At 72.2% G+C, this 23,253-nt stretch carries 22 protein-coding genes, 1 tRNA gene and 3 pseudogenes; 15 read left to right on the top strand and 11 right to left on the bottom strand.

The annotated features are described in order from the left end of the window. Position 1 precedes the first annotated feature (1 nt). A complete protein-coding gene (locus AY578_RS29175) occupies positions 2 to 1,081 on the bottom strand; it encodes an ABC transporter permease (RefSeq protein WP_210638135.1) in 1,080 nt (359 codons plus the stop codon). Continuing rightward, on the bottom strand, positions 1,081 to 2,100 hold the full coding sequence (locus tag AY578_RS29170; protein WP_019522602.1) for a sugar ABC transporter substrate-binding protein: 1,020 nt from the start codon (positions 2,098 to 2,100) through the stop codon (positions 1,081 to 1,083). Before AY578_RS29170 ends, AY578_RS29175 begins: the two co-directional genes overlap by 1 nt. A 323-nt stretch (positions 2,101 to 2,423) precedes the next feature. Between AY578_RS29170 and iolC the strand changes: the two genes are divergently transcribed. The 6 genes from iolC to AY578_RS29140 all read left to right on the top strand — a co-directional run bounded on the left by iolC (position 2,424) and on the right by AY578_RS29140 (position 8,937). Continuing rightward, the gene (gene iolC / locus AY578_RS29165) at positions 2,424 to 3,404 is read left to right on the top strand and encodes a 5-dehydro-2-deoxygluconokinase (RefSeq protein WP_215188788.1); all 981 of its coding nucleotides are present in this window, start codon (positions 2,424 to 2,426) and stop codon (positions 3,402 to 3,404) included. 13 nt (positions 3,405 to 3,417) lie between these two features. Beyond that, complete coding sequence (locus tag AY578_RS29160) at positions 3,418 to 4,293, top strand: Cgl0159 family (beta/alpha)8-fold protein (protein WP_258906195.1); 876 nt, start codon at positions 3,418 to 3,420, stop codon at positions 4,291 to 4,293. Between the two features lie 37 nt (positions 4,294 to 4,330). Beyond that, on the top strand, positions 4,331 to 5,224 hold the full coding sequence (iolB, locus tag AY578_RS29155) for a 5-deoxy-glucuronate isomerase (RefSeq protein WP_258906193.1): 894 nt from the start codon (positions 4,331 to 4,333) through the stop codon (positions 5,222 to 5,224). Continuing rightward, a complete protein-coding gene (gene iolD / locus AY578_RS29150; protein WP_258906179.1) occupies positions 5,221 to 7,092 on the top strand; it encodes a 3D-(3,5/4)-trihydroxycyclohexane-1,2-dione acylhydrolase (decyclizing) in 1,872 nt (623 codons plus the stop codon). Before iolB ends, iolD begins: the two co-directional genes overlap by 4 nt. A gap of 48 nt (positions 7,093 to 7,140) precedes the next feature. After that, positions 7,141 to 7,926, top strand: a complete 786-nt coding sequence (locus AY578_RS29145) for a GntR family transcriptional regulator (protein WP_258906170.1) — start codon at positions 7,141 to 7,143, stop codon at positions 7,924 to 7,926. A gap of 69 nt (positions 7,927 to 7,995) precedes the next feature. Continuing rightward, positions 7,996 to 8,937, top strand: a complete 942-nt coding sequence (locus tag AY578_RS29140) for an endonuclease/exonuclease/phosphatase family protein (RefSeq protein WP_258906168.1) — start codon at positions 7,996 to 7,998, stop codon at positions 8,935 to 8,937. On the opposite strand, the pseudogene AY578_RS29135 reads toward AY578_RS29140, so the two are convergent. Next, positions 8,924 to 9,149 (bottom strand): annotated as a pseudogene (locus AY578_RS29135) (NUDIX domain-containing protein); the annotation flags it as partial. The gene AY578_RS29140 and the pseudogene AY578_RS29135 overlap by 14 nt on opposite strands. Positions 9,150 to 9,363: 214 nt before the next feature. Next, positions 9,364 to 9,495, bottom strand: coding sequence for a hypothetical protein (locus tag AY578_RS29130; protein WP_258907597.1), 132 nt, complete (start codon positions 9,493 to 9,495; stop codon positions 9,364 to 9,366). 13 nt (positions 9,496 to 9,508) lie between these two features. Here AY578_RS29130 and AY578_RS29125 point away from each other — a divergent pair. Together AY578_RS29125 and AY578_RS29120 are read left to right on the top strand one after the other, a co-directional pair. Continuing rightward, positions 9,509 to 9,916, top strand: a pseudogene (locus AY578_RS29125) (RHS repeat-associated core domain-containing protein); the annotation flags it as partial. A 139-nt stretch (positions 9,917 to 10,055) separates the two neighbouring features. Then, the gene (locus AY578_RS29120) at positions 10,056 to 10,658 is read left to right on the top strand and encodes an SUKH-4 family immunity protein (protein WP_258906159.1); all 603 of its coding nucleotides are present in this window, start codon (positions 10,056 to 10,058) and stop codon (positions 10,656 to 10,658) included. A 166-nt stretch (positions 10,659 to 10,824) separates the two neighbouring features. Here the strand turns inward: AY578_RS29120 and AY578_RS29115 are convergent. Beyond that, positions 10,825 to 10,898: transfer RNA gene (locus tag AY578_RS29115), tRNA-Pro, on the bottom strand. A gap of 99 nt (positions 10,899 to 10,997) precedes the next feature. Here AY578_RS29115 and AY578_RS29110 point away from each other — a divergent pair. Beyond that, positions 10,998 to 11,531, top strand: a complete 534-nt coding sequence (locus AY578_RS29110; protein WP_258906157.1) for a DUF309 domain-containing protein — start codon at positions 10,998 to 11,000, stop codon at positions 11,529 to 11,531. A 43-nt stretch (positions 11,532 to 11,574) separates the two neighbouring features. Continuing rightward, entirely contained in the window at positions 11,575 to 12,351 is a 777-nt protein-coding gene (gene cobF, locus AY578_RS29105; RefSeq protein ID WP_258906155.1) for a precorrin-6A synthase (deacetylating), read from the top strand. Positions 12,352 to 12,549: 198 nt separating this feature from the next. Here cobF and AY578_RS29100 read toward each other — a convergent pair whose 3' ends face one another. Next, entirely contained in the window at positions 12,550 to 13,305 is a 756-nt protein-coding gene (locus AY578_RS29100) for a cobalt-precorrin-6A reductase (protein ID WP_258906145.1), read from the bottom strand. Positions 13,306 to 13,431: 126 nt separating this feature from the next. Between AY578_RS29100 and AY578_RS29095 the strand changes: the two genes are divergently transcribed. Further along, entirely contained in the window at positions 13,432 to 14,838 is a 1,407-nt protein-coding gene (locus AY578_RS29095) for a diacylglycerol/lipid kinase family protein (RefSeq protein WP_258906136.1), read from the top strand. A 357-nt stretch (positions 14,839 to 15,195) separates the two neighbouring features. Here AY578_RS29095 and AY578_RS29090 read toward each other — a convergent pair whose 3' ends face one another. After that, a complete protein-coding gene (locus AY578_RS29090) occupies positions 15,196 to 15,969 on the bottom strand; it encodes a sulfite exporter TauE/SafE family protein (protein WP_210638146.1) in 774 nt (257 codons plus the stop codon). A gap of 90 nt (positions 15,970 to 16,059) precedes the next feature. Beyond that, positions 16,060 to 17,247: a thiolase family protein gene (locus AY578_RS29085; RefSeq protein ID WP_137208841.1), complete on the bottom strand. Its 1,188-nt coding sequence runs from the start codon at positions 17,245 to 17,247 to the stop codon at positions 16,060 to 16,062. Positions 17,248 to 17,521: 274 nt separating this feature from the next. On the opposite strand from AY578_RS29085, the gene AY578_RS29080 reads away from it, so the two are divergent. The 4 genes and pseudogenes from AY578_RS29080 to AY578_RS29065 all read left to right on the top strand — a co-directional run bounded on the left by AY578_RS29080 (position 17,522) and on the right by AY578_RS29065 (position 20,227). Next, a complete protein-coding gene (locus AY578_RS29080) occupies positions 17,522 to 18,004 on the top strand; it encodes a Dps family protein (RefSeq protein WP_189905576.1) in 483 nt (160 codons plus the stop codon). 42 nt (positions 18,005 to 18,046) lie between these two features. Beyond that, a pseudogene (locus AY578_RS29075) lies at positions 18,047 to 18,716 on the top strand (HhH-GDP family DNA glycosylase). A gap of 139 nt (positions 18,717 to 18,855) precedes the next feature. Continuing rightward, a complete protein-coding gene (locus AY578_RS29070) occupies positions 18,856 to 19,668 on the top strand; it encodes an SAM-dependent methyltransferase (protein ID WP_028960922.1) in 813 nt (270 codons plus the stop codon). Positions 19,669 to 19,699: 31 nt separating this feature from the next. Further along, positions 19,700 to 20,227 (top strand): NUDIX hydrolase family protein, encoded by a 528-nt coding sequence (locus tag AY578_RS29065; RefSeq protein WP_006130344.1) that lies wholly within the window; start codon positions 19,700 to 19,702, stop codon positions 20,225 to 20,227. A 67-nt stretch (positions 20,228 to 20,294) separates the two neighbouring features. Here AY578_RS29065 and AY578_RS29060 read toward each other — a convergent pair whose 3' ends face one another. From AY578_RS29060 to AY578_RS29050, 3 genes are read right to left on the bottom strand one after another with little or no spacing between them, the layout of a single operon-like run. Beyond that, positions 20,295 to 21,473, bottom strand: coding sequence for an ABC transporter ATP-binding protein (locus AY578_RS29060; protein WP_215188338.1), 1,179 nt, complete (start codon positions 21,471 to 21,473; stop codon positions 20,295 to 20,297). 25 nt (positions 21,474 to 21,498) lie between these two features. Beyond that, positions 21,499 to 22,332, bottom strand: coding sequence for a carbohydrate ABC transporter permease (locus AY578_RS29055; protein WP_215188339.1), 834 nt, complete (start codon positions 22,330 to 22,332; stop codon positions 21,499 to 21,501). Continuing rightward, a complete protein-coding gene (locus AY578_RS29050; RefSeq protein ID WP_258907535.1) occupies positions 22,332 to 23,252 on the bottom strand; it encodes a carbohydrate ABC transporter permease in 921 nt (306 codons plus the stop codon). Before AY578_RS29050 ends, AY578_RS29055 begins: the two co-directional genes overlap by 1 nt. Between the last annotated feature and the right edge of the window lies 1 nt (position 23,253).

The raw sequence follows: 23,253 nt of genomic DNA, 5'->3' as shown, positions 1-23,253 counted from the left end.
GTCACCTCCGGGTCGCCGTGCGCTGGACCCACAGATTGATGAGGACGGCGCCGAGCAGCATCACGCCGAGGAAGGCCTTGAACCAGTCGGGGTTCCAGCCGGCGTAGACGATGCCCTGCTGCACCATGCCGAACATGAAGGCGCCGAAGACCGGTCCGATCGCCGAGCCGTAGCCGCCGGTCAGCAGACAGCCGCCGATGACCGCCGCGGCGATGTAGATGAGCTCCTGGCCCACCCCCTCGCCGGACTGCACGGTGTTGAAGGAGAACAGGTTGTGCATGCCGACGAACCAGGCGCCGAAGCCGACCAGCATGAACAGGGAGATCTTGGTGAAGGTGACGGGGACGCCGACCGCGCGGGCGCTCTCCTTGTTGCCGCCGACCGCGAAGATCCAGTTGCCGTACTTGGTGCGCAGCAGGACCCAGGTGGCCAGCGCGGCGAAGACGAGCCACCAGATCACGGTGATCTTCACCTGCACGCCGCCGACCTCGAAGCTGGAGGCGAAGAGCGCCTTGGCCTGGTCGAAGCCGTCCATGTCGCTGATGCTGTCGGTGGCGACGTTGCCGGTGACGAGTTTGGTCACGGCGAGGTTGACGCCCTGGAGGATCAGGAAGGTGCCCAGGGTGACCAGGAAGCTCGGCAGTCCGGTCTTCACCAGCATCCAGCCGTTGAAGAAGCCGATGGCGAGGGACACCACGAGGGCGACGACGACGCCCATCCACACGTTCAGCGTGAGCTGGTAGCTCAGCATGCTCGCGGTGAGCGCCGAGGTGACGACGGCGACGCCGGCCGAGAGGTCGAACTCGCCGCCGATCATCAGCAGCGCCACGGGCAGCGCCATGATCCCGATGGTCGACGACTGGTACAGGATGTTCGCCATCGAGCTGCCGTCGCGCACCGGCGGGGCGGTGAACAGGAAGAACACGAGGACCGCGACCGCGCCGAGGAACACGCCGACCTCGGGCCGGGCGAGCAGCCGCAGCACCAGCGGGCGCCGCGCGGTGCGTCCGTCCTTCTGCTTCTCGGGGCCGGGGGCCGGCGGCGTGGTCGCCGCCGGCTCAGCCTGTTGGGCCATGCTCATCACCGGGTGCCCTTCGCGGCGTACTGGGAGACCGCCTCGACGTTGGACTTGTCGACGAACGCCGGACCGGTCAGGACGGGCTGCTCGCCACCGCCGCTGTAGTTGCCGTTGTTCTTGTAGAGCCACAGGCCGTCGACGGCCAGGTAGCCCTGGAGGTAGGGCTGCTGGTCCACCGCGAACTGGATGTCGCCGTCCTGGATGGCGCCGGTCAGCTCCTTGTTGAGGTCGAAGGTGGCGACCTTCGCCTTGCTGCCGGCCTCCTCGACGGACTGCACCGCGGTCGGCGCGAAGGGCGCACCGAGGGTGACGACGTAGTCGATGGAGGAGTCCTGCTTCAGCTTGGCGGTGATGGTCGACTTCACCGACGGCATGTCGGTGCCGTTGACGTTGAGGACCTGCGTCTTGCCCTTGAAGGTCTTCTCCAGGCCGGCGCAGCGCTGGGTGAGGCCGATGTTGCCCTGCTCCTGGACGACGCAGACCGCGTTCTTCGCGCCGACCTCGTTGAGCTTCTTGCCGAACGCCTCGCCCGCGACGGTCTCGTCCTGGCCGAAGAATTCCAGCAGTCCGAGGTCCTTCCAGTCGCTCAGGCCGGAGTTCAGGCCGACGACCGGGATGCCGGCCGCGGTGGCCTTCGCTATGACGCCCTTGAGCGCGTCCGGCTTGGCGAGGGTGACCGCGATGCCGTCGACCTTCTGGTCGATGGCGTTCTGCACCAGGTTGGCCTGGTTGCCGGCGTTGGGGTCGGCCGAGTAGATCAGCTTGACGTTGTCCTTGTCGGCGGCGGTCTGCGCGCCCTTGCGCACGATGTCCCAGAAGGTGTCGCCGGGCGCCTGGTGGGTGACCAGGGCGATCGTCATCCGCGGCGTCGAGGCCTTGCCGGCCGAGGCGTCCGCTCCGCCTTCCTCGGACTTCTTGCCGCCACTGCTGCTCGAGCAGCCGGCGAGGGCCAGGGCGGCCGCCGCCGCGGCCGCGACGAAGGGGGCGACTCTGCGGGAGCGGGGGTGGGAAGAGCGGTCCATCAGTCCTGCACCTCACTGTGCTTCACGGGGGAAAAGGGGGCGAGGAGTCCGAGAGTCCGGTGCCCGGAACCTCGGGAGTCCGGGGTGTGTGCCATCACACACGGCGGTTGTGCTGGGACGCGATCCAATCCCCGAGAACCGCCTGCTGTCAATACTTTGTTAAGACATCATTTCACGCGCTCGTCCGAATGTAAGTACAAACTATTGACACCGCCGCCCCTCGAGACCTACACCTGGGAGGCGGCAGGTCCCCGGAAGCACGTCCCCACCGTGGCAGGGCGTCCTGGGCCCCGCATCCCCAGCAGCTCGAGGAGCGTCGCTCAATGGCCGACACACCACAGTATTTCGACCTGGTGACCATGGGTCGCATCGGGGTCGATCTTTATCCCCTGCAGACCGGGGTGCCGTTGTCGCAGGTGGAGACGTTCGGGAAGTTTCTGGGCGGCTCCGCCGCCAATGTCGCGGTCGCCGCGGCGCGGCTCGGCCGCTCCACCGCGGTGATCACCCGCACCGGCGACGATCCCTTCGGCACGTATCTGCACGAGGCGCTGAAGGACTTCGGCGTGGACGACCGCTGGGTGACCCCGGTGGCCGCGTACCCGACCCCCGTCACCTTCTGCGAGATCTTCCCGCCGGACGACTTCCCCCTCTACTTCTACCGCCGCCCCAAGGCCCCCGACCTGGAGATCCATCCGCACGAGCTGGACCTGCCGGCGATCCGCGCGGCCGGCATCTTCTGGGTCACCGGCACCGGCCTGAGCGAGGAGCCCAGCCGCACCGCCACGCTCGCCGCCCTGGAGGCGCGCGCCAAGGCCGGCACCACCGTCTTCGACCTGGACTGGCGTCCCATGTTCTGGAAGGACCCGGACCAGGCGCGCCCGTACTACCGCGAGGCGCTGCGCCACGCCACGGTCGCGGTCGGCAACCTCGACGAGTGCGAGGTCGCCACCGGGGTGCGCGAGCCCGAGGCGTGCGCGGAGGCACTGCTGGCGGCCGGCGTGGAGCTGGCCGTGGTCAAGCAGGGCCCCCGGGGTGTGCTGGCCGTGCACCGGGACGGCAGCCGGGCCGAGGTGCCCCCGGTGCCGGTCGAGGTGGTCAACGGCCTCGGCGCCGGCGACGCCTTCGGCGGTTCGCTCTGCCACGGTCTGCTCTCCGGCTGGGACCTGGAGCGGACCATGCGCCACGCCAACGCGGCCGGCGCCCTCGTCGCCTCGCGCCTCGCCTGCTCGTCCGCCATGCCGACCCCGCCGGAGGTCGCCGGCCTCCTCGCGCGGGACGCGGCGGGCCGGCCGCCCCAGTCCTGAACGGAGCCCTTCCTTGAAACTCAGCATCCCCGAGCTCACCACGGTCCGCGCCCGGCATCCCGAGGCCGTCGCCGAGGCGGCCGCCAGCCGGGCCCGCCGTCCGCTGATCGGCGACAGCGGACGGCTGATGATCGTGGCCGCCGACCACCCCGCCCGGGGCGCACTCGGCATAGGAGACCGCCGACTGGCCATGGCGGACCGGGCGGACCTGCTGGAACGCCTGTGCGTCGCGCTGTCCCGGCCGGGCGTGGACGGGGTGCTGGCCACCGCCGACATCCTGGAGGACCTGCTCCTGCTGGGCGCGCTGGAGAACAAGGTCGTCATGGGGTCGATGAACCGCGGCGGCCTGGCCGGGGCGTCCTTCGAGATGGACGACCGCTTCACCGGGCACAGAGCCGAGGACATCCAGCGGCTCGGCTTCGACGCGGGCAAGCTGCTGGTCCGCATCGACTACGACGACCCCGGCTCGCTCGCCACCCTGGAGGCCTCCGCCCGCGCCGTCGACGCGATGGCCGCGCGCCGGCTGCCGGTGTTCGTGGAGCCGTTCATCTCCCGCCGGGTGGACGGCAGGGTCCGCAACGACCTGTCCGCCGAGGCCGTCACCCGCTCCATCGCCATCGCCTCCGGGCTCGGCGGCACCTCCGCCTACACCTGGCTGAAGCTGCCGGTCACCGAGCACGTCGACGACATGGAGGCGGTGCTGCGCACCTCGACGCTGCCGGTGGTGCTGCTCGGCGGCGAGGTCGGCGACCAGGAGGCGGCCTACGAGCGGTGGGGCAAGGCGCTGCGGCTGCCCACCGTGCAGGGCATGGTCGTCGGCCGCTCGCTGCTCTACCCGGCCGAGGGCAGTGTGGAGACGGCGGTGGACACGGCCGTCGGCCTGTTGTGACCAGCCCGTACGACGACGTACGCAGACGGAGGCACGCATGACCCATCACCTTCCCGCGGGCAAGGCCGTCGCCGGCCCGTACGCCGTGGACGTGAGCCCAGACAGCGCCGGCTGGGGGTACTCCTCGCTGCGGGTGCTGCGCCTGGAGCCGGGCGGCTCGCACACCTTCGACACCGGGGACAGCGAGTGGATCGTGCTGCCGCTGAGCGGGGCGTGCACGGTCGCCTCGGACGACGACCACGGCCACGAGGAGTTCCCGCTCACCGGCAGGACGAGCGTGTTCGCCGGCGTCACCGACTTCGCCTACGTCCCGCGTGACGCCCGGGTCACCGTGTCCTCCGAGGAGGGCGGGCGATTCGCGCTGACCGGCGCCCGCTGCACCCGGCGGCTCCCGGCCCGCTACGGCCCGGCGTCGGACGTGCCGGTGGAGCTGCGCGGCACCGGCAACTGCTCCCGCCAGGTCAACAACTTCGGCGCGGCGGGCGTCTTCGACTGCGACAAGCTGATCGCGGTCGAGGTGCTCACCCCGGGCGGCAACTGGTCGTCGTTCCCGCCGCACAAGCACGACGAGCACCGGCCGGGCGAGGAGTCGGTGCTGGAGGAGATCTACTACTTCGAGTTCGCCGCCCACGACGGCACGCCGGGCCTCGGCTACCAGCGGGTCTCCCCGTCCGGTCCGGGCCGTGACACGGACGTGCTGGCCGAGGTGCGCGACGGCGACGTCGTCCTCATCCCGGACGGCTGGCACGGCCCGTCCATGGCGGTGCCCGGCCACCATATGTACTACCTCAACGTCATGGCGGGACCCGAGGCCGAGCGCGCCTGGCTGATCTGCGACCACCCCGGCCACGCCTGGATCCGCGACACCTGGCCCGAGCAGCCCGTCGACCCCCGACTCCCCCTCTACACCGCACCGGAGAGGTCCGCATGAGCGCCACCACCCGCCGACTGACCACCGCCCAGGCCCTGGTGCGGTTCCTGTCCGCGCAGTACACCGAGCGGGACGGCGTGCGCCGCCGGCTGATCGCGGGCACCTGGGGCATCTTCGGCCACGGCAACGTCGCCGGTCTCGGGCAGGCGCTGGTGGAGTACCGGGACGCCATGCCGTACCACCAGGGCCGCAACGAGCAGTCGATGGTGCACGCGGCCGTCGGCTACGCCCGCCAGCTGAACCGTCTCTCGGCGCAGGCGGTGACGACGTCCATCGGCCCCGGCGCGACCAACCTGGTCACCGGCGCCGCCCTCGCCACGATCAACCGGCTGCCGGTGCTGCTGCTGCCCGGCGACTACTTCGCCTCCCGCGCCGCCGACCCGCTGCTCCAGCAGCTGGAGCACCCGGTCGAGGCCGACGTGTCGGTCAACGACACGCTCCGCCCGGTGTCCCGCTACTTCGACCGGATCACCCGCCCCGAGGCGCTGATCGCGTCCGCGCTGAACGCGATGCGGGTGCTCGCCGACCCGGCCGAGACCGGCGCCGTCACCCTCGCGCTGCCGCAGGACGTGCAGGCGGAGGCGTACGACTGGCCGGAGGAGTTCTTCGCGGAGCGGGTGTGGACCGTGCGCAGGCCCGCCCCGGACCCGGTGGAGCTGGACGCGGCCGTGGCGGCCGTACGGGCGGCGCGCCGGCCGCTGATCGTCGCGGGCGGCGGGGTGCACCACAGCGAGGCCGAGGACGCGCTGCGGGCGCTGGTGGACGCCACCGGCATCCCGGTCGCCTCCACCCAGGCCGGCAAGGGCTCCCTGCGCCACGACCACCCCGCCGACCTGGGCGGCATCGGCCACACGGGCACCGCGGTGAGCGACGCGCTGGCCCGTGACGCGGACGTGGTGATCGGCGTCGGCACCCGCTACACCGACTTCACCACCGCCTCCGGCACGCTGTTCCTGAACCCCGACGTGCGGTTCGTGAACCTCAACATCACCGGCTTCGACGCCCACAAGCTCGCCGCGCGCCCCCTGGTGGCCGACGCGCGCACCGGCCTGGAGCGGCTCGCGGAGGCGCTCGCCGGGTACCGGGTGGACTCTGCGTACGAGGCGGAGTACCGGGAGGGCAAGGAGCGCTGGGCCGCTGTCGTCGAGGCGGCCCTGCGCGCCGACGACGACACCGCCGTGCCGACCCAGACGCAGGTGCTGGGCGCGCTGGACGCGGTGGCCGGAGACGACGACGTGGTGATCAACGCGGCCGGCTCGCTCCCCGGCGACCTGCACAAGCTGTGGCGCGCCCGCAGCCCCCGCCAGTACCACCTGGAGTACGGCTACTCCTGCATGGGTTACGAGATCCCGGCCTCGCTCGGCGTCCAGCAGGCCGCGCCCGGCACGCCCGTCTGGGCGCTCGTCGGCGACGGCACGTATCTGATGATGCCCACGGAGATCGTCACCGCCGTCCAGGAGGGCCTGCCGGTCAACGTCGTGCTCGTCCAGAACCACGGCTACGCCTCCATCGGCGGCCTGTCGGAGGAGACCGGCGGCGAGCGCTACGGCACCGCCTACCGGTACCGCGCGGACGACGGCTCCTTCACCGGCGCCCCGCTGCCGGTGGACCTCGCGGCGAACGCGGCCAGCCTCGGCATGGACGTCCTGCGCGCCAAGACGGTGCGGGAGCTGCGCACCGCCCTCGCCGAGGCGCGCGCCTCGGACCGTCCGACCTGCGTGTACGTCGAGACCGACCCGGCGCCGACCGCTCCCCCGGCCGAGGCGTGGTGGGACGTGCCGGTGGCGGAGGTCGCCACCCGCGAGGCCGCGGTGCGGGCCCGCGAACGGTACGACGCCCAGGTCTCCGGGCGCCGCCGCCACCTGTGAACCCGTCCCCCGCGCTCCGACCGGGAGCCCCGACAGGAAGGCACGTCCATGGCGAGGACCGGTGACCCCGCACGCGCCGCGGCCGGACCGGCGACGCACACCCTGGACTTCGCCCTGGACCGGGGCAGTCCGGTGCCGCTGTACTACCAGCTCGCCCAGCAGCTGGAGGCGGCGATCTCGGGCGGGGCGCTCGCGCCCGGCGACCTGCTGGGCAACGAGGTGGACCTCTCGGTGCGCCTCGGCCTGTCCCGGCCGACCGTCCGCCAGGCCATCCAGTCACTGGTCGACAAGGGGCTGCTGGTCCGGCGGCGCGGGGTGGGCACGCAGGTGGTGCACAGCCAGGTGCGCCGCTCCCTGGAGCTGACCAGCCTCTACGACGACCTGGAGGCGGCCGGGCAGGCGCCGACCACGGAGGTGGTCCGCAACGAGAGCGTCCCGGCGCCGCCCGGCGTGGCCGCCGCCCTGGGGCTGCCCGAGGGCGGCGAGGTGATCCTCCTGGAGCGGCTGCGGCGCACCCACGGCCTGCCGGTCGCCCTGCTGAGCAACTACCTCCCCTCGGGCCTGCTCGACCTGGACGGCGACCGTCTGGAGGCGACCGGCCTGTACCGGATGATGCGCGCGGCCGGCATCACCCTGCACAGCGCCCGCCAGAGGGTCGGCGCCCGCTCGGCGACCGCGGAGGAGGCGTCCCGCCTGGACGAGAAGGAGGGCGCGGCGCTGCTCACCATGCAGCGCACGGCGTACGACGACACGGGCCGGGCGGTGGAGTACGGCAGCCACATCTACCGTGCCTCGCGGTACTCCTTCGATTTCCAGCTGCTGGTCAGACCGTGAACCGGAAGGCGTTCCCGCGCGTCCTGAAGATCAGCACCGATCAACGCGACGCGTGAAGGGGACGCCCGGGTGGACATCGTGAAACCGCGCCCGGCCCGGGGGCGGGTGCCCGTGGCCCTGGCCGTCCTGACGGCGGGGCTGCTGGCGTTCCACCGCGCCGTGCCGAACACGCCGGGCCGGACGGGGAGCCTGCTGGAGTCGTTCCTGCCCTGGCTCGGCCTGGCGGCGGTACTCCTGTTCCTGTACGGCCTGTGGCGCCGTAGGCCGGTCGTCCTGGTGGCCGTGCTGCTGCCGGTCGCGGTGTGGACGCATCTCTTCGCCGGCCTGCTCCTCCCCGCGGACGCGGCCGGGCCACGCGATCTGGTCGTGGTGCAGCACAACGTCTCCGACGACAACCCCGACCCGGCGGACACGGCCCGCGCCCTCGCCGGCACGGGCGCGGACCTGATCGCGCTGGAGGAACTGGTCCCGGACGCGCTGCCCGCGTACGAGCGGGCCCTCGCCGCGCGCTATCCGCACCACGAGGTCCGCGGCACCGTCGGCCTGTGGTCGCGGCACCCGCTGAGCGGCGCACGGACGGTGGACATCAAGCCTGCCGACCAGGACGAGCCGTGGAGCCGAGGACTGCGCGCGGTGGCCGCGACACCGCACGGCCAGGTGGCGGTGTACGTGGCGCACCTGCCGTCGGTGCGGATCGTGCCGAGCGGGATGACGTCCCGCGGGCGCGACGAGAGCGCGGTACGGCTCGGGCGGGAAGTGGAGGCGGAGCCGCTGGACCGGGTGATCCTGGCGGGCGACCTGAACAGCACGGTCGACGACCGGGGCCTGGCCCCGCTCACAACCCGGCTGGAGGTGCCCCGGCGCGGATTCGCGTTCAGCTTCCCGGCGGGGCTGCCGCTGGTACGGATCGACCAGGTGATGGCCCGCTCGGCGACGGTGAGCGAGATCGAGACGCTGCCCGCCACCGGCAGCGACCATCTGCCGGTGGCGGCCCGCGTCACTCTGCGCTGACCCCGGCGAACGGGCCCTCCAGCGCGGCCCACCGGAGCGGCATGACGGTCTTCGCGTCGTTGATCCCCTCGGTGCGGATCATGCACAGCGCCCGGCGGAAGGACAGCTCGAGAGTGGCCTCGGGGTGATCGTCCTCGTGGTCCGGCAGGCCGCCGGGGGGCTCGATCAGCATGCTGTCGTTGGCCGTTGACATGCACCGAGAAGCGGAATTCAGGGTGTCGATGCCGGCGGTCGTCGGCAAACCCCCGCACGGGAAAACACGTACCGGGGGGCGGATACGAAGGGGGCACGCCCGCCTCTCCGTCCGTGCCCCTCCGGGATCACGCGGAAGGTGATCCGCTCCAGGACAACTGGTCGCGGACACAGGCCGAGGAACAGTACGGCTACGACACCTAGATCGGCCGGCCAGACCGTCGAGAAGCACTACTACGACGGCTTCGACCGGACGGTGAAGACACGGTCGGGCAGCGGCGGGTCCGCGGTGACCACGACGTACGTCTTCGACCCGTTCGACCGGACGGTCTCCCAGACCACCTCCGGTACCGCGGGCAGGACCACGGCATTCACCTACCTGGGTCTGGACAGCACGCTGCTGCGCGAAACGGTCGACGGCAAGACCGACAAGGACTACCAGTACCTCGCCGGCGGCCAACGGGCCACACAGATCAAGCACAAGGACGGTGGCGTCAAGGAGTACTCGCAGTACGTCACCAGCCCGCGTGGCGACGTCGAGGCGATCACGAAGGACGACGGCCGAACCCGCTCCACGTATGGTTACACGGCCTACGGGTCCGACGACACGTCCCAGATGACCGATGAGGACAAGCCGGGTGCGGAGGGCGAGCAGAAGGACGACTACAACTCCTTCCGCTTCAACTCCTCGCGCTGGGACAGCGCGTCGGGCACGTACGACAGGGGGTTCCGCAACTACGACCCGGGCCTGAACCGCTTCCTCACCCGGGACTCCTACGGCGGCGCCCTGAACGACATGGCGTTGGCTCGGCCAGGGGCCTGCGTCCAAGGCCGGCCGAAGCGCCGGAATCAACGAACTCAAGCGCATGCTGACGCAGATCCGGCGAGGCAAGCTGTGAGCGACGAAGCGTCACGAAAGGGACTTCGTGGGGTACACACCTCGGTGGCTGACGGCGTCGTCGTGGGAGGAGGACGGCGTTCTGGAACTGGACGCCGATGCGCTCTCCGGCTCGGACAGTTGGCCGGAGGCCGTGCGCGAGGCTCTCGGCACGGCCCAGCGGTACGGGCTGCCGCGGGAGGCCGCCATGTTCTACCCGAGTACGCACGGTGCTCCCTTCACCGTCGTCTCCGGCCCGTCCGGTAACCGGTACTGGAGGCTGGGCCAGCATGACGCCCAGCTGAATGCCGGATACCACGTCCCCGAGTACGTGCTCGACAGCGACGGGAGGGTGCTGCTGCTGGACCCGTCGCTGCCGAAGCCCCGGTTCGTGAACTCGTCACTGATCGCGTTCCTCGACGCCCTCGCCGCCTGGGACCACCGGTGCGAGCACGTCGACGACTTCGACGACCTTGAGTCCGAGGACGACGAGGACGACGAGGACGAGGACGCGGTGGATCCCGCGGAGGCGGCCCGGGTCGCCTTCGGACTGGAGATCAGGGACCGGCTTCGTGAGCTCGACCCGTCGGCGTTCGAGATGGACACCTGGTGGGACCGGGTCTACGAGGAGGTGGAACTCGACGCCATCTGACGGGCGCCGCTGAGTGAGAAGGGGCCCTGCCCGGAGAGGATCCGGGCAGGGCCCCTGTCCGTTCAGCACGTGGTCCGGGTGAACAAAGCTCTGGAAACGACCGAGGGCCCTGTCCCACGTGATGTGGACAAGGCCCTGATCCGGGCTCCGAGCCCTCACTGCACCGTCGGGACGACAGGATTTGAACCTGCGACCCCTTGACCCCCAGTCAAGTGCGCTACCAAGCTGCGCCACGTCCCGGTGCGGTCACATGCGGTGAACCGCGTGATCGCGCGAGCAGTACTTTACCCCACCCCCCGGGCCGCGTCGAAGCGGGCCCGGACTTGGGACAATCGGCGTATGGGCAGCATGGACAGCACGTCCGCCGGCCGGACAGCCGCCGCGCGGGACAGGGACGAGGAGGGGCGGGCGCGCAACGCACGGCCCCGGGACGGGCTTGGCCGGCCCCTGCCGTACGGCGAGGAGGGCGTGCCCCGGCAGCCGGAAGGGGTGGTGCGGCGGCCGGAGGAAAGCGTCTCGGAGGCGCAGCGGCTGCTGGACGAGGGCAAGCCGTTCCACGCGCACGAGGTGTTCGAGGACGCCTGGAAGTCGGGGCCCGCGGAGGAGCGGGAGCTGTGGCGTGGGCTGGCCCAGATGGCGGTGGGCCTCACGCACGCGGCGCGCGGCAACGTGACCGGCGGGGCGCGGCTGCTGCGGCGCGGCGCGGTCGCCGTCGAGGAGTGGGCCGCGGGCGGTGAGCTCGCCTTGCCTCCCACGACTGACGTGCCGTCGGTGATCGCCTGGGCGCGGGACCTGGCGGCGGAGGTGGAGCGCGGGGAGGGCGTGCCGGTGGACGCGGGCGCGCGGGCGCCCCGGCTGCGGGGCGCCGCCTGACCTGGGTGCGGGACGCCCGGGGGCGTGCGGCAGACTCGGGGCCGTGCGGACTCTTCATGTGATCGGTATCGGCGCGGGTGACCCCGACCAGCTCACCCTGCAGGCGGTCAAGGCCATGCGGGACACGGACGTGTTCTTCCTGCTGGACAAGGGCGAGGCGAAGGCGGACCTGACACGGCTGCGCCGGGACATGCTGGAGACGCATCTCGCGGACCGGGCGTACCGGGTCGTCGAGGCGCGTGATCCGGAGCGGGACCGCTCGGCGGGCGGCTCGGCGTACTCCCCCGCCGTCGGCGACTGGCGCAGCGCCCGTGCCGACATCTACGAGCGGATGATCGCGGAGGAGCTGGGCGAGGGGGAGACCGGCGCGTTCCTCGTGTGGGGCGACCCGGCGCTGTACGACAGCACGCTCGGCATCCTCGAGGAGGTGCGGGAGCGGGGCACGGTCGCCTTCGACTACGACGTCGTGCCGGGTGTCAGCAGCGTCTCCGCCCTCGTCGCCCGGCACCGCACGGGGCTCAACCGGGTGGCGCGCCCGGTGCAGATCACCACGGGGCGGCGACTCGCGGAGGAGGGCTTCCCGGAGGGCGTGGACGACGTGGTGGTGATGCTGGACGCGCACCAGCGTTTCCGTGCCTTCGCGGATGAGGACGTCGACATCTACTGGGGCGCGTACATCGGCACCCCGGACGAGATCCTGGTCTCCGGTCCGGTCGCGGAGGCCGCCCCGCGCATCGAGCGGCTGCGGGCGGAGGCGCGGGAGCGGAAGGGCTGGATCATGGACACGTATCTGCTGCGGCGGGCGCCGGGCGAGCGGTGACGGCTGTGCGGCAGGGCAGGTCGAAGGGCGCGGCGGCCCGCTGTGCGGCGGGCGCGGGTGAGCGGTGTCCGGTGCGTCCAGGCGCATGGCGACCGGCGGCAACACCGCCGAAGCCCCACGCCTGTTCAGGGCGATGAGGACGGACGCGCCGGACACCGCGTCTTCGGCTCTGCGCGCCGAAGACGCGGCCAGGCGCGTCTAGCGGGCCCGGGCGAGGACCTCATCCAGCCGGGCCAGCAGCGCCGGCACGTCCGGGAGCGCTGTGACGCCCTCCGGCAAGGGCGGGCGGCGGACGACCACGACAGGGAGACCGAGATCCCGGGCGGCGGCGAGTTTCGCCGAGGTCGCCGCACCGCCGCTGTCCTTCGTCACCAGCACGTCGACGCGGTGCTCGCGCAGCAACGCCGTCTCGTCGGCCACGGTGAACGGGCCGCGCGCCAGCAGGACGTGTGTGTGCGGGGGCAGCGGCGGCTCGGGGGGTTCGACCGACCGTACGAGAAAACGAAGCTCCGTGAGTCCGGCGAAGGCGGCGAGACCGAGGCGCCCGGTGGTCAGGAACACCCGGCGCCCGAGTGCGGGCAGCGCGGCGGCGGCCGCCTCCAGGGACGGGACCGGGTGCCAGCGGTCGCCGGGGCCGGGCTGCCAGCCGGGACGGCACAGCACCAGCAGGGGCACCCGCGCGGCCGCCGTGGCGATGGCCGCGTTCGCGGTGATCGTGGCGGCGAAGGGATGGGTCGCGTCGACGACGGCGTCCACGCCCTCCTCGCGCAGCCAGGCCGCGAGCCCCTCCGGACCGCCGAAGCCGCCGACGCGCACCTCGCCGTCGAGCGCGCCCGGCCGGGACACGCGTCCGGCGAGCGAGGTGGTGACCCGGATCCCGGGGCGGGCGGCCAGCGCGGCGGCGAGCCGGCGCGCCTCGGTGGTGCCGCCGAGGATCAGCACGTGCGGGGACATGCGCCGAGGGTAAGGGGCGAGGTCCTGGCGCGCGGCGGCGGCACGGCGGCCGATGATCACCGTCCGCCCGCACGCCTGTGCGTGTTCGCCCTACGATGACGCCGGGGCGACCTAAGGAGTCAGGGCGTGGACTTGAGCAGGCGGGGCTATCACGCCCAGCGGTGGGCGGCGCGGGGGGCGTTGCTCGCGGCGGCGCTCGCGGTGGCGACCCCCCTGGTCTACGGCGGGCTGCGCGGACTGGCGCTCCTGGTGCTCGGGGTGATCGGGCTGGGGCTCAGCGCGGCGGCCGTGTGGTGGACGCTGACGTTGCGCGGGCCGCTGCGGTGGGGTGCGGCGGTGGTCGCCGTGTGCGTGCCGGCGGCGCTGCTGGCGCTGTTCGCGGTGACGTTGTTCTGGGCGCTGCTCGTGTCGCTGGCGCTGTGGGGTCTCGCGGTGTGGAGCGGCAGGTACGCGCTGCGCGGGACGGGCGGGCACACCCCGGTGCGGGAGCGGCGGCTGCCGCCGCCCCGGAAGCCGGTGCTGATCATGAACCCGCGGTCGGGCGGCGGCAAGGTGGGCCGGTTCCAGCTGCGGGAGAAGGCGGAGCGGCTCGGCGCGCGGGTGGTGCTGCTGGAGCCGGGCGCGCAGCAGGACGTGACCGAACTGGCCCGGCAGGCCGTCTCGGACGGCGCGGACCTGCTGGGCGCGGCGGGCGGCGACGGCACCCAGGCACTGGTCGCGGCCGTGGCCGCCGAGCACGACATCCCGTTCCTGGTGATCAGCGCGGGCACCCGCAACCACTTCGCGCTCGACCTCGGCCTGGACCGGGGGGATCCGGCGGCATGTCTGGACGCGCTGACGGACGGAGTGGAGCTGCGGGTCGACCTGGGGTTCGCCGGGGACCAGCCGTTCGTCAACAACGCGTCCTTCGGCGCGTACGCGGCGATCGTGCAGAGTCCCGCGTACCGGGACGACAAGATCGGCACGAGCCTGGAGATGCTGCCGGACCTGCTCACAGGGCAGCAGGGGCCCCGGCTGGTCGCTCACGTCGGCGACACCACGCTCACGGCTCCGCAGGCGGTCCTCGTCAGCAACAACCCGTACCGCACGGGCGACCCGTTCGGGCTCGGGCGCCGCGAGCGGCTGGACTCGGGGACGCTGGGCGTCCTCGGGGTGAAGGTGGAGGGCGCGATCAGCGCGGCCGCGCTGCTGCTGAACCCGGAGCCCGCAGGACTCACGGTGCTGACGGCGCCGGAGGTGGTCATCGAGGCGGACCGGGACGAGATCGAGGCGGGCGTCGACGGCGAGGCGATGGTCCTGCCGGCGCCGGTCCACTGCCGTATCGCCGCGGGCGCCCTCCGCGTCCGCGTTCCGCGCAAACGCCCGGGCGCCGCCCCCGCCCCACCGCGCCTGGACTGGCGCCGCCTGCGTAAACTGGCAGCGACGGTGGGCCGCACGGCGGCCCCGACCCACCTGCACTGGCCCCGCCACAGGTCGCGGAACCTGGAGGACCACCGGCGGACGACACCCCCGGGCGGCCCGTCCGGCACCTGAGCACGTGTCCTGCCGGCACGTCCGACACCGGCGTCGGCCACGGGAGGCGTGGCCCCGGCCGATGCCTCGACGGCCAAGCCCGCCGGGCGGGCGCCGACGACGTCGAGCTCCCGCACGGGCGGGCGGCGCGGCACGCTCTTCCACCTTCGGCCCGCCGGCGCCGGAGAGCGCCCCGGCCCGAGCACGAGGCCCGCCAGGCTCCGCCCCACCGCACGGGCTCGCCGTCGTCCGGCGGGACCGGCCACCGCACCAGGCGTCCGGCGGGTCGCCCACCCTGCCTGCCGCCCTGCGCGCGCCCGACAGCGCGGGGCCGTCCGGCCGGACACAGGACAGCGGCCCGGATGCCGGCCCGGGCACTCACCGCACCAGCAGCTGCAGTCCCCCCACCACGGTCGCCGCGATGACCAGCTGCTCGAACAACCGCTGGTTGATCCGCGTCACCGCCCACTTGCCGAGCAGCGCTCCCGGTACCACGAACAGCACCAGCGCCGCGTCCAGCAGCAGCGAGTCCGCGTCGATCAGGCCGAGGCCCGCGCTGAACGGCAGCTTGGACGTGTTGACGATGAGGAAGAAGAACGCCGACGTGCCCAGGAAGCCCAGCTTCCGGAAGCCCGCCGAGAGCAGGTACATCGACATCACCGGGCCGCCCGCGTTGGCGACCATGGTGGTGAAGCCGCCGAGGACGCCGTAGGAGCGGGCCTTGACACGGCCGGCCCGGGTGACCACGCCATCGGGTTCGTCCTCGGTGTCGGCGCGGCGCCGGCGCCACACCGTGACCCCGGCCATCAGCAGCAGGATCGCGCCGATCGAGGTCCGCACGATCCCGTCGTCCGCCCACATGAGGAAGACCGTGCCGACGACCACGCCCGCCGCGACGGCGGGGAACAGCCGCCACAGGGTGGGCCAGTGGGCGTGCCGCCGGTAGGTCAGCACGGCGAGGACGTCCCCGGCGATCAGGATGGGCAGCAGCACGCCGGTGGACGCGCGGGCGGGCAGGACGGCGGCGAAGACGGCGAGGCTCACCGTGTTCGCGCCGCTGACGGCGGTCTTGGAGAACCCGACGAGCAGGGCCGCGAAGGCCAGTGCGGCGAATTCCCAGCCGGTGAGGTCCCAGAGGGTCAAGGTGTTCATGCGGCGACCGATGCTACGTGCAGGCATCGGCCGCCGGTACGGCGCGTCCCACCTGATGACCGCCCGGCCAGGCGCCGCTACGGCGGCCCGTCAGTGGCGCTCGACCAGCACCGCGCTGCCCTGGCCCACCCCCACGCACATGGTGGCGAGGCCCCGTTCGGCGCCGGTGCGGCGCATGCGGTGCAGCAGCGTGGTGAGGATGCGGGCGCCGGAGCAGCCCAGCGGGTGGCCGAGGGCGATGGCCCCGCCGTCCGCGTTCACCCGCTCCGGGTCGATGCCGAGCTGGTCGACGCAGGCCAGCGCCTGCGCGGCGAACGCCTCGTTGAACTCGGCCTCCTGGACGTCCCCGATGTCCCAGCCGGCGCGGGCGAGCACCTTGCGGGTGGCGGGGACGGGGCCGATGCCCATGACGTCGGGGTGGACGCCGGCCGAGCCGCCGGCGACGTAGCGGCCGAGGGACTCCAGGCCCAGGTCGTCGAGGGCCTCCTCGCTGGCCAGGATCAGCCCGGCGGCGCCGTCGTTCATCGGGGAGGCGTTGCCCGCGGTGACCGAGCCGCCCGCGCGGAACACCGGCTTCAGCCGGCCGAGCTTCTCCAGGGAGGTGTCCTCGCGGACGCACTCGTCGGCGTCGACGACCACGCCGTCCGGGCGGGTCACGGGCAGCAGTTCGTCGTCGAAGTGGCCGTGTCTGCGGGCCTCTGCGGCGCGCCGGTGGCTGCGCAGCGCGAACTCGTCCTGCCGTTCGCGGGAGATGCCGTACCGTCCGGCGACCTCCTCCGCGGTCTCGCCCATCGCCAGCAGGCCGTGGAGCTCCTTCATCGCCGGGTTGACGAGCCGCCAGCCGAGCCGCGTGTCGTACGTCTCGATGCGGTGCGGGAGGGCCTCGTCGGGGCGGGGCAGCACGAAGGGGGCGCGGCTCATGGACTCGGAGCCGCCGGCGATCACGATGTCGGCCTCGCCGGCCGCGATGGTGCGGGCGGCGGTGGTGACGGCCTCCAGGCCCGAGGCGCACAGCCGGTTGACGGTGGCGCCCGGGACGGACTCGGGGAGGCCGGCGAGCAGGGCGGCCATGCGGGCGACGTTGCGGTTGTCCTCGCCGGCCTGGTTGGCGGCGCCCCAGTAGACGTCGTCGACGCGGGCCGGGTCCAGTGCGGGCACGTCGGCGACCAGGCCGCGGATCACCGCGGCGGCGAGGTCGTCGGGCCGTACGCCCGAGAGGGCTCCGCGCAGTTTGCCGATGGGGGTGCGGCGGGCGGCCGCGAAGTGGACGGGTCGCAACGGGAACTCCTGATCCGGAGGCCGACGGCCGGGCTGACGGTCGGCGGCCCACTTAATTAGCACCGCTAGTTTCGGACTATAGACCGGCCCGCCCCTCCCGGGGAAGATCCTGGAGGTCACGGCCGGTCCGCCGTACCGCCGGCCGGGTTTGTCCCGGAGGGCCGGGGGCACCCGCGCGTTCAGGGAGTGGTCGCGGAGCGCGGCCCGCGCCGGCATCGCCCGCGGGTCCCCGCCCTCGCGCCACGAGCGCATCAACTGGGAGGAACACCACTTCATGACCGTCGTGAGGAGCACACTTCCGGACGAGGCCCGCCGCGTTTCCAGCGAGGCCCTCCAGGAGACCCTGATCGACCTGCTCGGACTGTCTTTGATCGGCAAGCAGGCGCACTGGAACGTCGTGGGACCGCGGTTCCGCTCGGTCCATCTGCAGTTGGACGAGGTGGTCTCGTCCACCCGGGCGCACGCGGACACGGTGGCGGAGCGCGCCGCGGCCATCGGCGTGCCGCCGGACGGCCGCCCGGAGACCATCGCCAAGGTCTTCTCCCTGCCGGCGCCCGCGGAGGGCTGGCTGCGTGACTCGGAGGCCGTCGAGGTGATGACCGACGCCCTCGGCGCGGCGATCACGCGGCTGCGTGAGCGGATGGACGCCACCGAGAAGGCCGACCTGGTCACGCAGGACCTGCTGATCTCCATCACCGCCGACCTGGAGAAGCAGCGCTGGATGTTCGAGGCGGAGAACCACCCCCGGGAGTCCTGAGAACGCCCGGACGTACGACGTACGCGGACGAAGGGGCACACGATGACCGTGGCCGGCCGCGACGACGAAGAGTCCGTGGTGCGCGTCCTCGTCGACGCGCACGGCGAGACGTACGCACACGAGGCGGGCATCGCCCTGCGGAACACGCCCCAGCCGCTGTACCGGCTGCTGGTGCTGGCCCATCTCCTCAGCGCGCGCATCCGCGGCTCGGTCGCCGTGGCCCACCGCCCGTGCCCTGCACGAGGCGGGGCTGCGCGACCCCCGCCGGATGGCCGAGGCGTCGTGGCAGGAGCGGGTCGACGCCCTCGGCCGGGGCGGCTACCGGCGCTACGACGAGCGCACCGCCACACAACTCGGCGAGGGGGCCGAGCTGTTGCTGGACCGCTGGGGCGGCGACCTGCGTCGGCTGCGCGCGGAGGCGGACGGCGACGTGGACGAACTGCGCCGTCTGCTCCAGGAGTTCCCCGGCATCGGCCCGTCGGGCGGGGCCATCTTCCTGCGCGAGGTGCAGGCGGTGTGGCCCGAGGCGGCCCCGCTGGTGGACGACAAGGCGCTCCAGGGCGCCCGGCGGCTGGGGCTGCCGGAGGACCCGGACCGGCTGCTCGGTCTCGCGGGCCGGACGGAACCGGCCGTGCTGGCCTCGGCGCTGGTACGCGCGGCGCTCGACAAGGACGTCGCCGAGGACACCCTGCGCAGGGCCGGTTCACGCTGACTGCCGGTCATCTTCTTTCCGGGTCGCCCCCGTTCACGGGGGCGACCCGGTCCGTTCCCGGGACAATGTGATCACCGCGATGCACAATGGCCGGGTCGGCCCGTACGGGCAGGGCGAGGGAGAGGGAGAGGGAGAGACCGTGAGTGAGAGCCACACCCCGACGAGCGGCTCGGCGAGGCTGAACACCGGTGTGGCGCACAACGCGCGCGTGTGGAACTACTGGATCGGCGGCAAGGACAACTACGAGGTCGACCAGCAGGTCGGGGACCACGTCGCGTCGATCATCCCGGTCATCCGGGACATCGCCCGCGCGGACCGGGACTTCCTGGGCCGCGCGGTGACGTATCTGACCCGTGAGCGCGGGGTGCGGCAGTTCCTCGACATCGGCACGGGACTGCCGACGGCGGACAACACCCACGAGATCGCCCAGCGCGTCGCCCCGGACGCGCGGATCGTCTACGTCGACAACGACCCGATCGTCCTCGTCCACGCCCGGACCCTGCTGACCGGCACGTCCGAGGGCGCCACCGACTACATCGACGCCGACGTGCACGACCCGGACGGCATCGTGGAGCGGGCGTCCGCGACGCTGGACTTCTCCGAGCCGGTCGCGGTGATGCTGCTCGGCATCCTCAACTTCGTGCTGGACACGGAGAAGGCCCGGGAGATCGTGCGCCGCGTCATGGCGGTGGTGCCCTCGGGCAGCTTCCTGGTGCTCACCCACCCCACGTTCGACCCCGAGGTGGGCGGGGAACTCCAGGTGCCGGCGATGGAGTTCTGGAACGCGAACGCCACTCCCCCGATCACCGCCCGCAGCGCCGCCGACATCACCGCGTTCTTCGACGGACTGGAGCTCGTCGAGCCCGGTCTGGTCTCCTGCTCCCAGTGGCACGCCGAACCCGGCGCCGGCCTTGTGGTGCCGCAGTACGGCGCGGTGGCCGTGAAGCCCTGACCCTCGAAAGTATGATCAAGCAATGTCTGACATGACCGAGACCACGCCGGGCTGGCTGTCCTCCGACGACCTGGAGCAGGCACGCGCCCAGATGCCGATCCTGTACGTCGAGGCCGTCCCCGTGCGTGTGGACGACAGTGGTGAGGTCACCAGTGTCGGTCTGCTGCTGCGCATCGGGCCCGACGGGACGGTCAGCCGGACCCTGGTCTCCGGCCGGGTGCTGCACCACGAGCGGGTGCGTGACGCGCTGCTGCGCCATCTCGAGAAGGACCTCGGCCCGGTGGCGCTGCCCCGGGTCCCGGCGTCGTTGCAGCCGTTCACGGTCGCGGAGTACTTCCCCACCCAGGGGATCACGCCGTTCCACGACCCGCGGCAGCACGCGGTGTCGCTGGCGTACATCGTGCCGGTGACCGGTGACTGCCGGCCCCGGCAGGACGCGCTGGACCTGGTGTGGTTCACCCCGCAGGAGGCCGTGTCGCGGGCGGTGCAGAGCGAGATGCCGGGCGGGCACGGGGTACTGCTGAAGCAGGCGCTGGCGCACGCGGGCTGCGTGATCTGACACGCGACGCCGTCCGGGCCTTCCCCACGGGGCGGTCCGGACGGCGCGGTGCGTTCTGCGGGAGGGCTCAGCTCTCCGGGTGGGTGAGGTTGGTGCCGTTCTTCGGGTCGAAGACGTGTGCCTTGGACAGGTCCACGCGGAGCTCGATCGGCTGTCCCTCCCGGGCGCGGGTCGCCGCGTCGAGCCTCGCCACGATCTGCTGGTTCCCGCCGGCGCCCGTGTCGGCCAGACCCGAGTCCGTGGCCAGCTCCTCCAGTTCGGTGGTGCTCACCGGGCCGCCCTCGGCGGTGAAGTAGACGTAGGCGTCGGAGCCCAGTGACTCCAGCACGTCCACGGTGGCGGTGATGACGGGGCCGCCGGTGTCGCGGGCGAGGCTGGTGTCCTCGAACGCCTCCGGCCGCAGCCCGACGATGACGTCGCGGGGCGCGTCCCGTCGCTCCAGCTCGCGGCGCATACGGTCGTCCAGGGGCAGGTCGCCGAGCGGGGTGCGCAGGGTGTCGGGGGTCAGGGACGCCTGGACGAAGTTCATCGCCGGGGAGCCGATGAACCCGGCGACGAACAGGTTGCGCGGCATGTCGTACAGCTCGGTGGGGGTGCCGACCTGCTGGACCACGCCCTGGCGCATCACGACGACCCGGTCGCCGAGGGTCATGGCCTCGGTCTGGTCGTGGGTGACGTAGACGGTGGTGGTGCCCAGGCGGCGCTGGATGCGGGAGATCTGGGTGCGCATCTGCACGCGGAGCTTGGCGTCCAGGTTGGACAGGGGTTCGTCCATGAGGAACGCCTTGGGGTTGCGGACGATGGCCCGGCCCATCGCGACCCGCTGGCGCTGGCCGCCGGAGAGGTTGGACGGTTTGCGGTCCAGGAACTCGACGAGGTCGAGCACCTTGGCCGCCTCCTCCACCTTGCGGTCGATGGTGGCCTTGTCGACCTTGGCCAGCCGCAGCGGGAAGCCCATGTTCTCCCGCACGCTCATGTGCGGGTAGAGGGCGTAGCTCTGGAACACCATCGCGACGTCCCGCTCCTTCGGCGCGAGGTCGTTGACGACCTTCCCGTCGATGCGCAGGGTGCCCTCGGTGATGTCCTCCAGGCCGGCGATCATGTTCAGGGTGGTCGACTTGCCGCACCCGGAAGGGCCGACGAGGATCACGAACTCGCCGTCGGCGATGTCGAGGTTCACGTCCCGCACGGCGAGGGATCCGTCGGGATAGCGCTTGGTGACTCCCTCGAGGACGATCTCGGCCATGGGTGCTGCCTCCTTGCCTTCGGGCTCATCCCTTGACCGCGCCGGAGGTCAGACCGGCGACGATCCGCCGCTGGAAGAGCAGGACGAAGATGATGATCGGGACGGTGATCACCACGGCGGCCGCGGCGATCGATCCGGTGGGCTGCTGGAACTGCGAACTGCCGGTGAAGAACGCGATCGCGGCGGGCACCGTGCGCGCGGACTCGGTGGAGGTCAGCGAGATCGCGAAGAGGAAGTCGTTCCAGCAGAAGATGAACACGAGGATGGCGGTGGTGAACACGCCGGGCGCGGCGAGCGGCACGATGACCAGCCGGAACGCCTGCGCGGGCGTCGCGCCGTCGACCTTGGCGGCCTTCTCCAGGTCCCAGGGGATCTCGCGGAAGAACGCCGACAGCGTGTAGATCGCCAGCGGCAGCGAGAAGGTCATGTACGGGATGATCAGCCCGGGCCAGGTGTCGAAGATGCCGATGCTCCGCTCGATGTTGAACAGCGGGGACACCAGGGAGATCGGCGGGAACATGGCGATGAGCAGCGACATCCCGATGAGCACCTGTTTGCCGGGGAACCTCAGCCGGGCGACCGCGTAGGCGGCCATGGTGCCGAGGACGACCGCGATGGCCGTGGCGATGAGCGCGATGCCGATGGAGTTGATCAGGGCCCGGGTGAACTCGGAGGTCTGGAAGATCCCCTTGTAGTTCTCCCAGGTCCAGTCGGTGGGGATGTAGCTGCCGTCGGTGAGGGTGCGGGGGTCCTTGAACGACAGTGCGGCGATCCACCACACCGGGAACAGGGCGTACAGCACCACGACGACGTTGACGATGGCCCATCGCGTCGCGTGGGACCTGCCGGCGGCGGCCATCAGCGCTTCACCTCCGCGCCCGGTGCTGCGGCGCCGAACAGCTTGACGAAGGTGAAGGCGATGATCCCGACGCAGATGAAGATCAGGACCGAGATCGCCGACCCGATGCCCAGGTTCAGCGCGGTGAACAGGTTGTCGTAGCCGAGGATGGACAGCGATCCGGTGCCGTGGGCGCCCGCGGTGAGGATGTAGATGTTGTCGAAGATCCGGAAGGCGTCCAGGGTGCGGAAGAGCAGGGCGACCAGGATCGCCGGTTTCATCAGAGGCAGCATCACCTTGGTGAACCGCTGCCAGGGGGTGGCTCCGTCGACCATCGCGGCTTTCAGCGTCTCCTCGGGGACCAGGGCGAGGCCGGCGAGCAGCAGCAGCGCCATGAAGGGGGTGGTCTTCCACACCTCGGCCAGGATGATCAGCCACAGGGCGGGCCACTGCTCGGTGAGCGGGGCGTCCCCGCTGGGCAGCAGCCCGGCCAGGTAGCCGAGTTCGGGGGTCCAGGCGTACTGCCAGGAGAAGGCGGCGACGACGGTGACGATGCCGTACGGGATGAGGACGGCGGTGCGGACCGTGCCGCGCGCGAAGATCGTGCGGTGCATGACCAGGGCGAGGCCCATGCCGAGGACGAGTTCGATGGCCACGGACACCACGGTGAGGAAGATCGTGACCCAGAAGGCGTCCCACCAGAACGGCGAGGACAGCACGGCCCCGTAGTTGCTGAGGCCGATGAACTCGGCGCGGTTGGGGAAGCGCAGGTCGTAGCGCTGGAGGGACAGGTAGATCGCGTAGCAGATGGGGTAGGCGGTCACGGCGAGCATGACGATCACGGCCGGCGCGCACAGCAGCCAGCCGAGCCGCCGTTCCTGCCGGGCGCCCGCCGACAGGGACTTCTTGGCCTGCGTGTCGTCCTTCGCCGGCTCTGCCATG

The sequence above is a fragment of the Streptomyces thermocarboxydus genome, assembly GCF_024760485.1.
Classification (GTDB): Bacteria; Actinomycetota; Actinomycetes; order Streptomycetales; family Streptomycetaceae; genus Streptomyces; species Streptomyces cellulosae.
This window is presented reverse-complemented; position numbering and strand designations above follow the sequence as displayed.

Excerpts from the sequence above, each read along its gene's own strand:
- AY578_RS29175 (WP_210638135.1), bottom strand. The coding sequence starts at position 1,081 with ATGAGCATGGCCCAACAGGCTGAGCCGGCGGCGACCACGCCGCCGGCC.
- AY578_RS29170 (WP_019522602.1), bottom strand. The coding sequence starts at position 2,100 with ATGGACCGCTCTTCCCACCCCCGCTCCCGCAGAGTCGCCCCCTTCGTC.
- iolC (WP_215188788.1), top strand. The coding sequence starts at position 2,424 with ATGGCCGACACACCACAGTATTTCGACCTGGTGACCATGGGTCGCATC.
- iolB (WP_258906193.1), top strand. The coding sequence starts at position 4,331 with ATGACCCATCACCTTCCCGCGGGCAAGGCCGTCGCCGGCCCGTACGCC.
- iolD (WP_258906179.1), top strand. The coding sequence starts at position 5,221 with ATGAGCGCCACCACCCGCCGACTGACCACCGCCCAGGCCCTGGTGCGG.
- AY578_RS29145 (WP_258906170.1), top strand. The coding sequence starts at position 7,141 with ATGGCGAGGACCGGTGACCCCGCACGCGCCGCGGCCGGACCGGCGACG.
- AY578_RS29110 (WP_258906157.1), top strand. The coding sequence starts at position 10,998 with ATGGGCAGCATGGACAGCACGTCCGCCGGCCGGACAGCCGCCGCGCGG.
- AY578_RS29100 (WP_258906145.1), bottom strand. The coding sequence starts at position 13,305 with ATGTCCCCGCACGTGCTGATCCTCGGCGGCACCACCGAGGCGCGCCGG.
- AY578_RS29090 (WP_210638146.1), bottom strand. The coding sequence starts at position 15,969 with ATGAACACCTTGACCCTCTGGGACCTCACCGGCTGGGAATTCGCCGCA.
- AY578_RS29080 (WP_189905576.1), top strand. The coding sequence starts at position 17,522 with ATGACCGTCGTGAGGAGCACACTTCCGGACGAGGCCCGCCGCGTTTCC.
- AY578_RS29065 (WP_006130344.1), top strand. The coding sequence starts at position 19,700 with ATGACCGAGACCACGCCGGGCTGGCTGTCCTCCGACGACCTGGAGCAG.
- AY578_RS29060 (WP_215188338.1), bottom strand. The coding sequence starts at position 21,473 with ATGGCCGAGATCGTCCTCGAGGGAGTCACCAAGCGCTATCCCGACGGA.
- AY578_RS29055 (WP_215188339.1), bottom strand. The coding sequence starts at position 22,332 with ATGGCCGCCGCCGGCAGGTCCCACGCGACGCGATGGGCCATCGTCAAC.
- AY578_RS29050 (WP_258907535.1), bottom strand. The coding sequence starts at position 23,252 with ATGGCAGAGCCGGCGAAGGACGACACGCAGGCCAAGAAGTCCCTGTCG.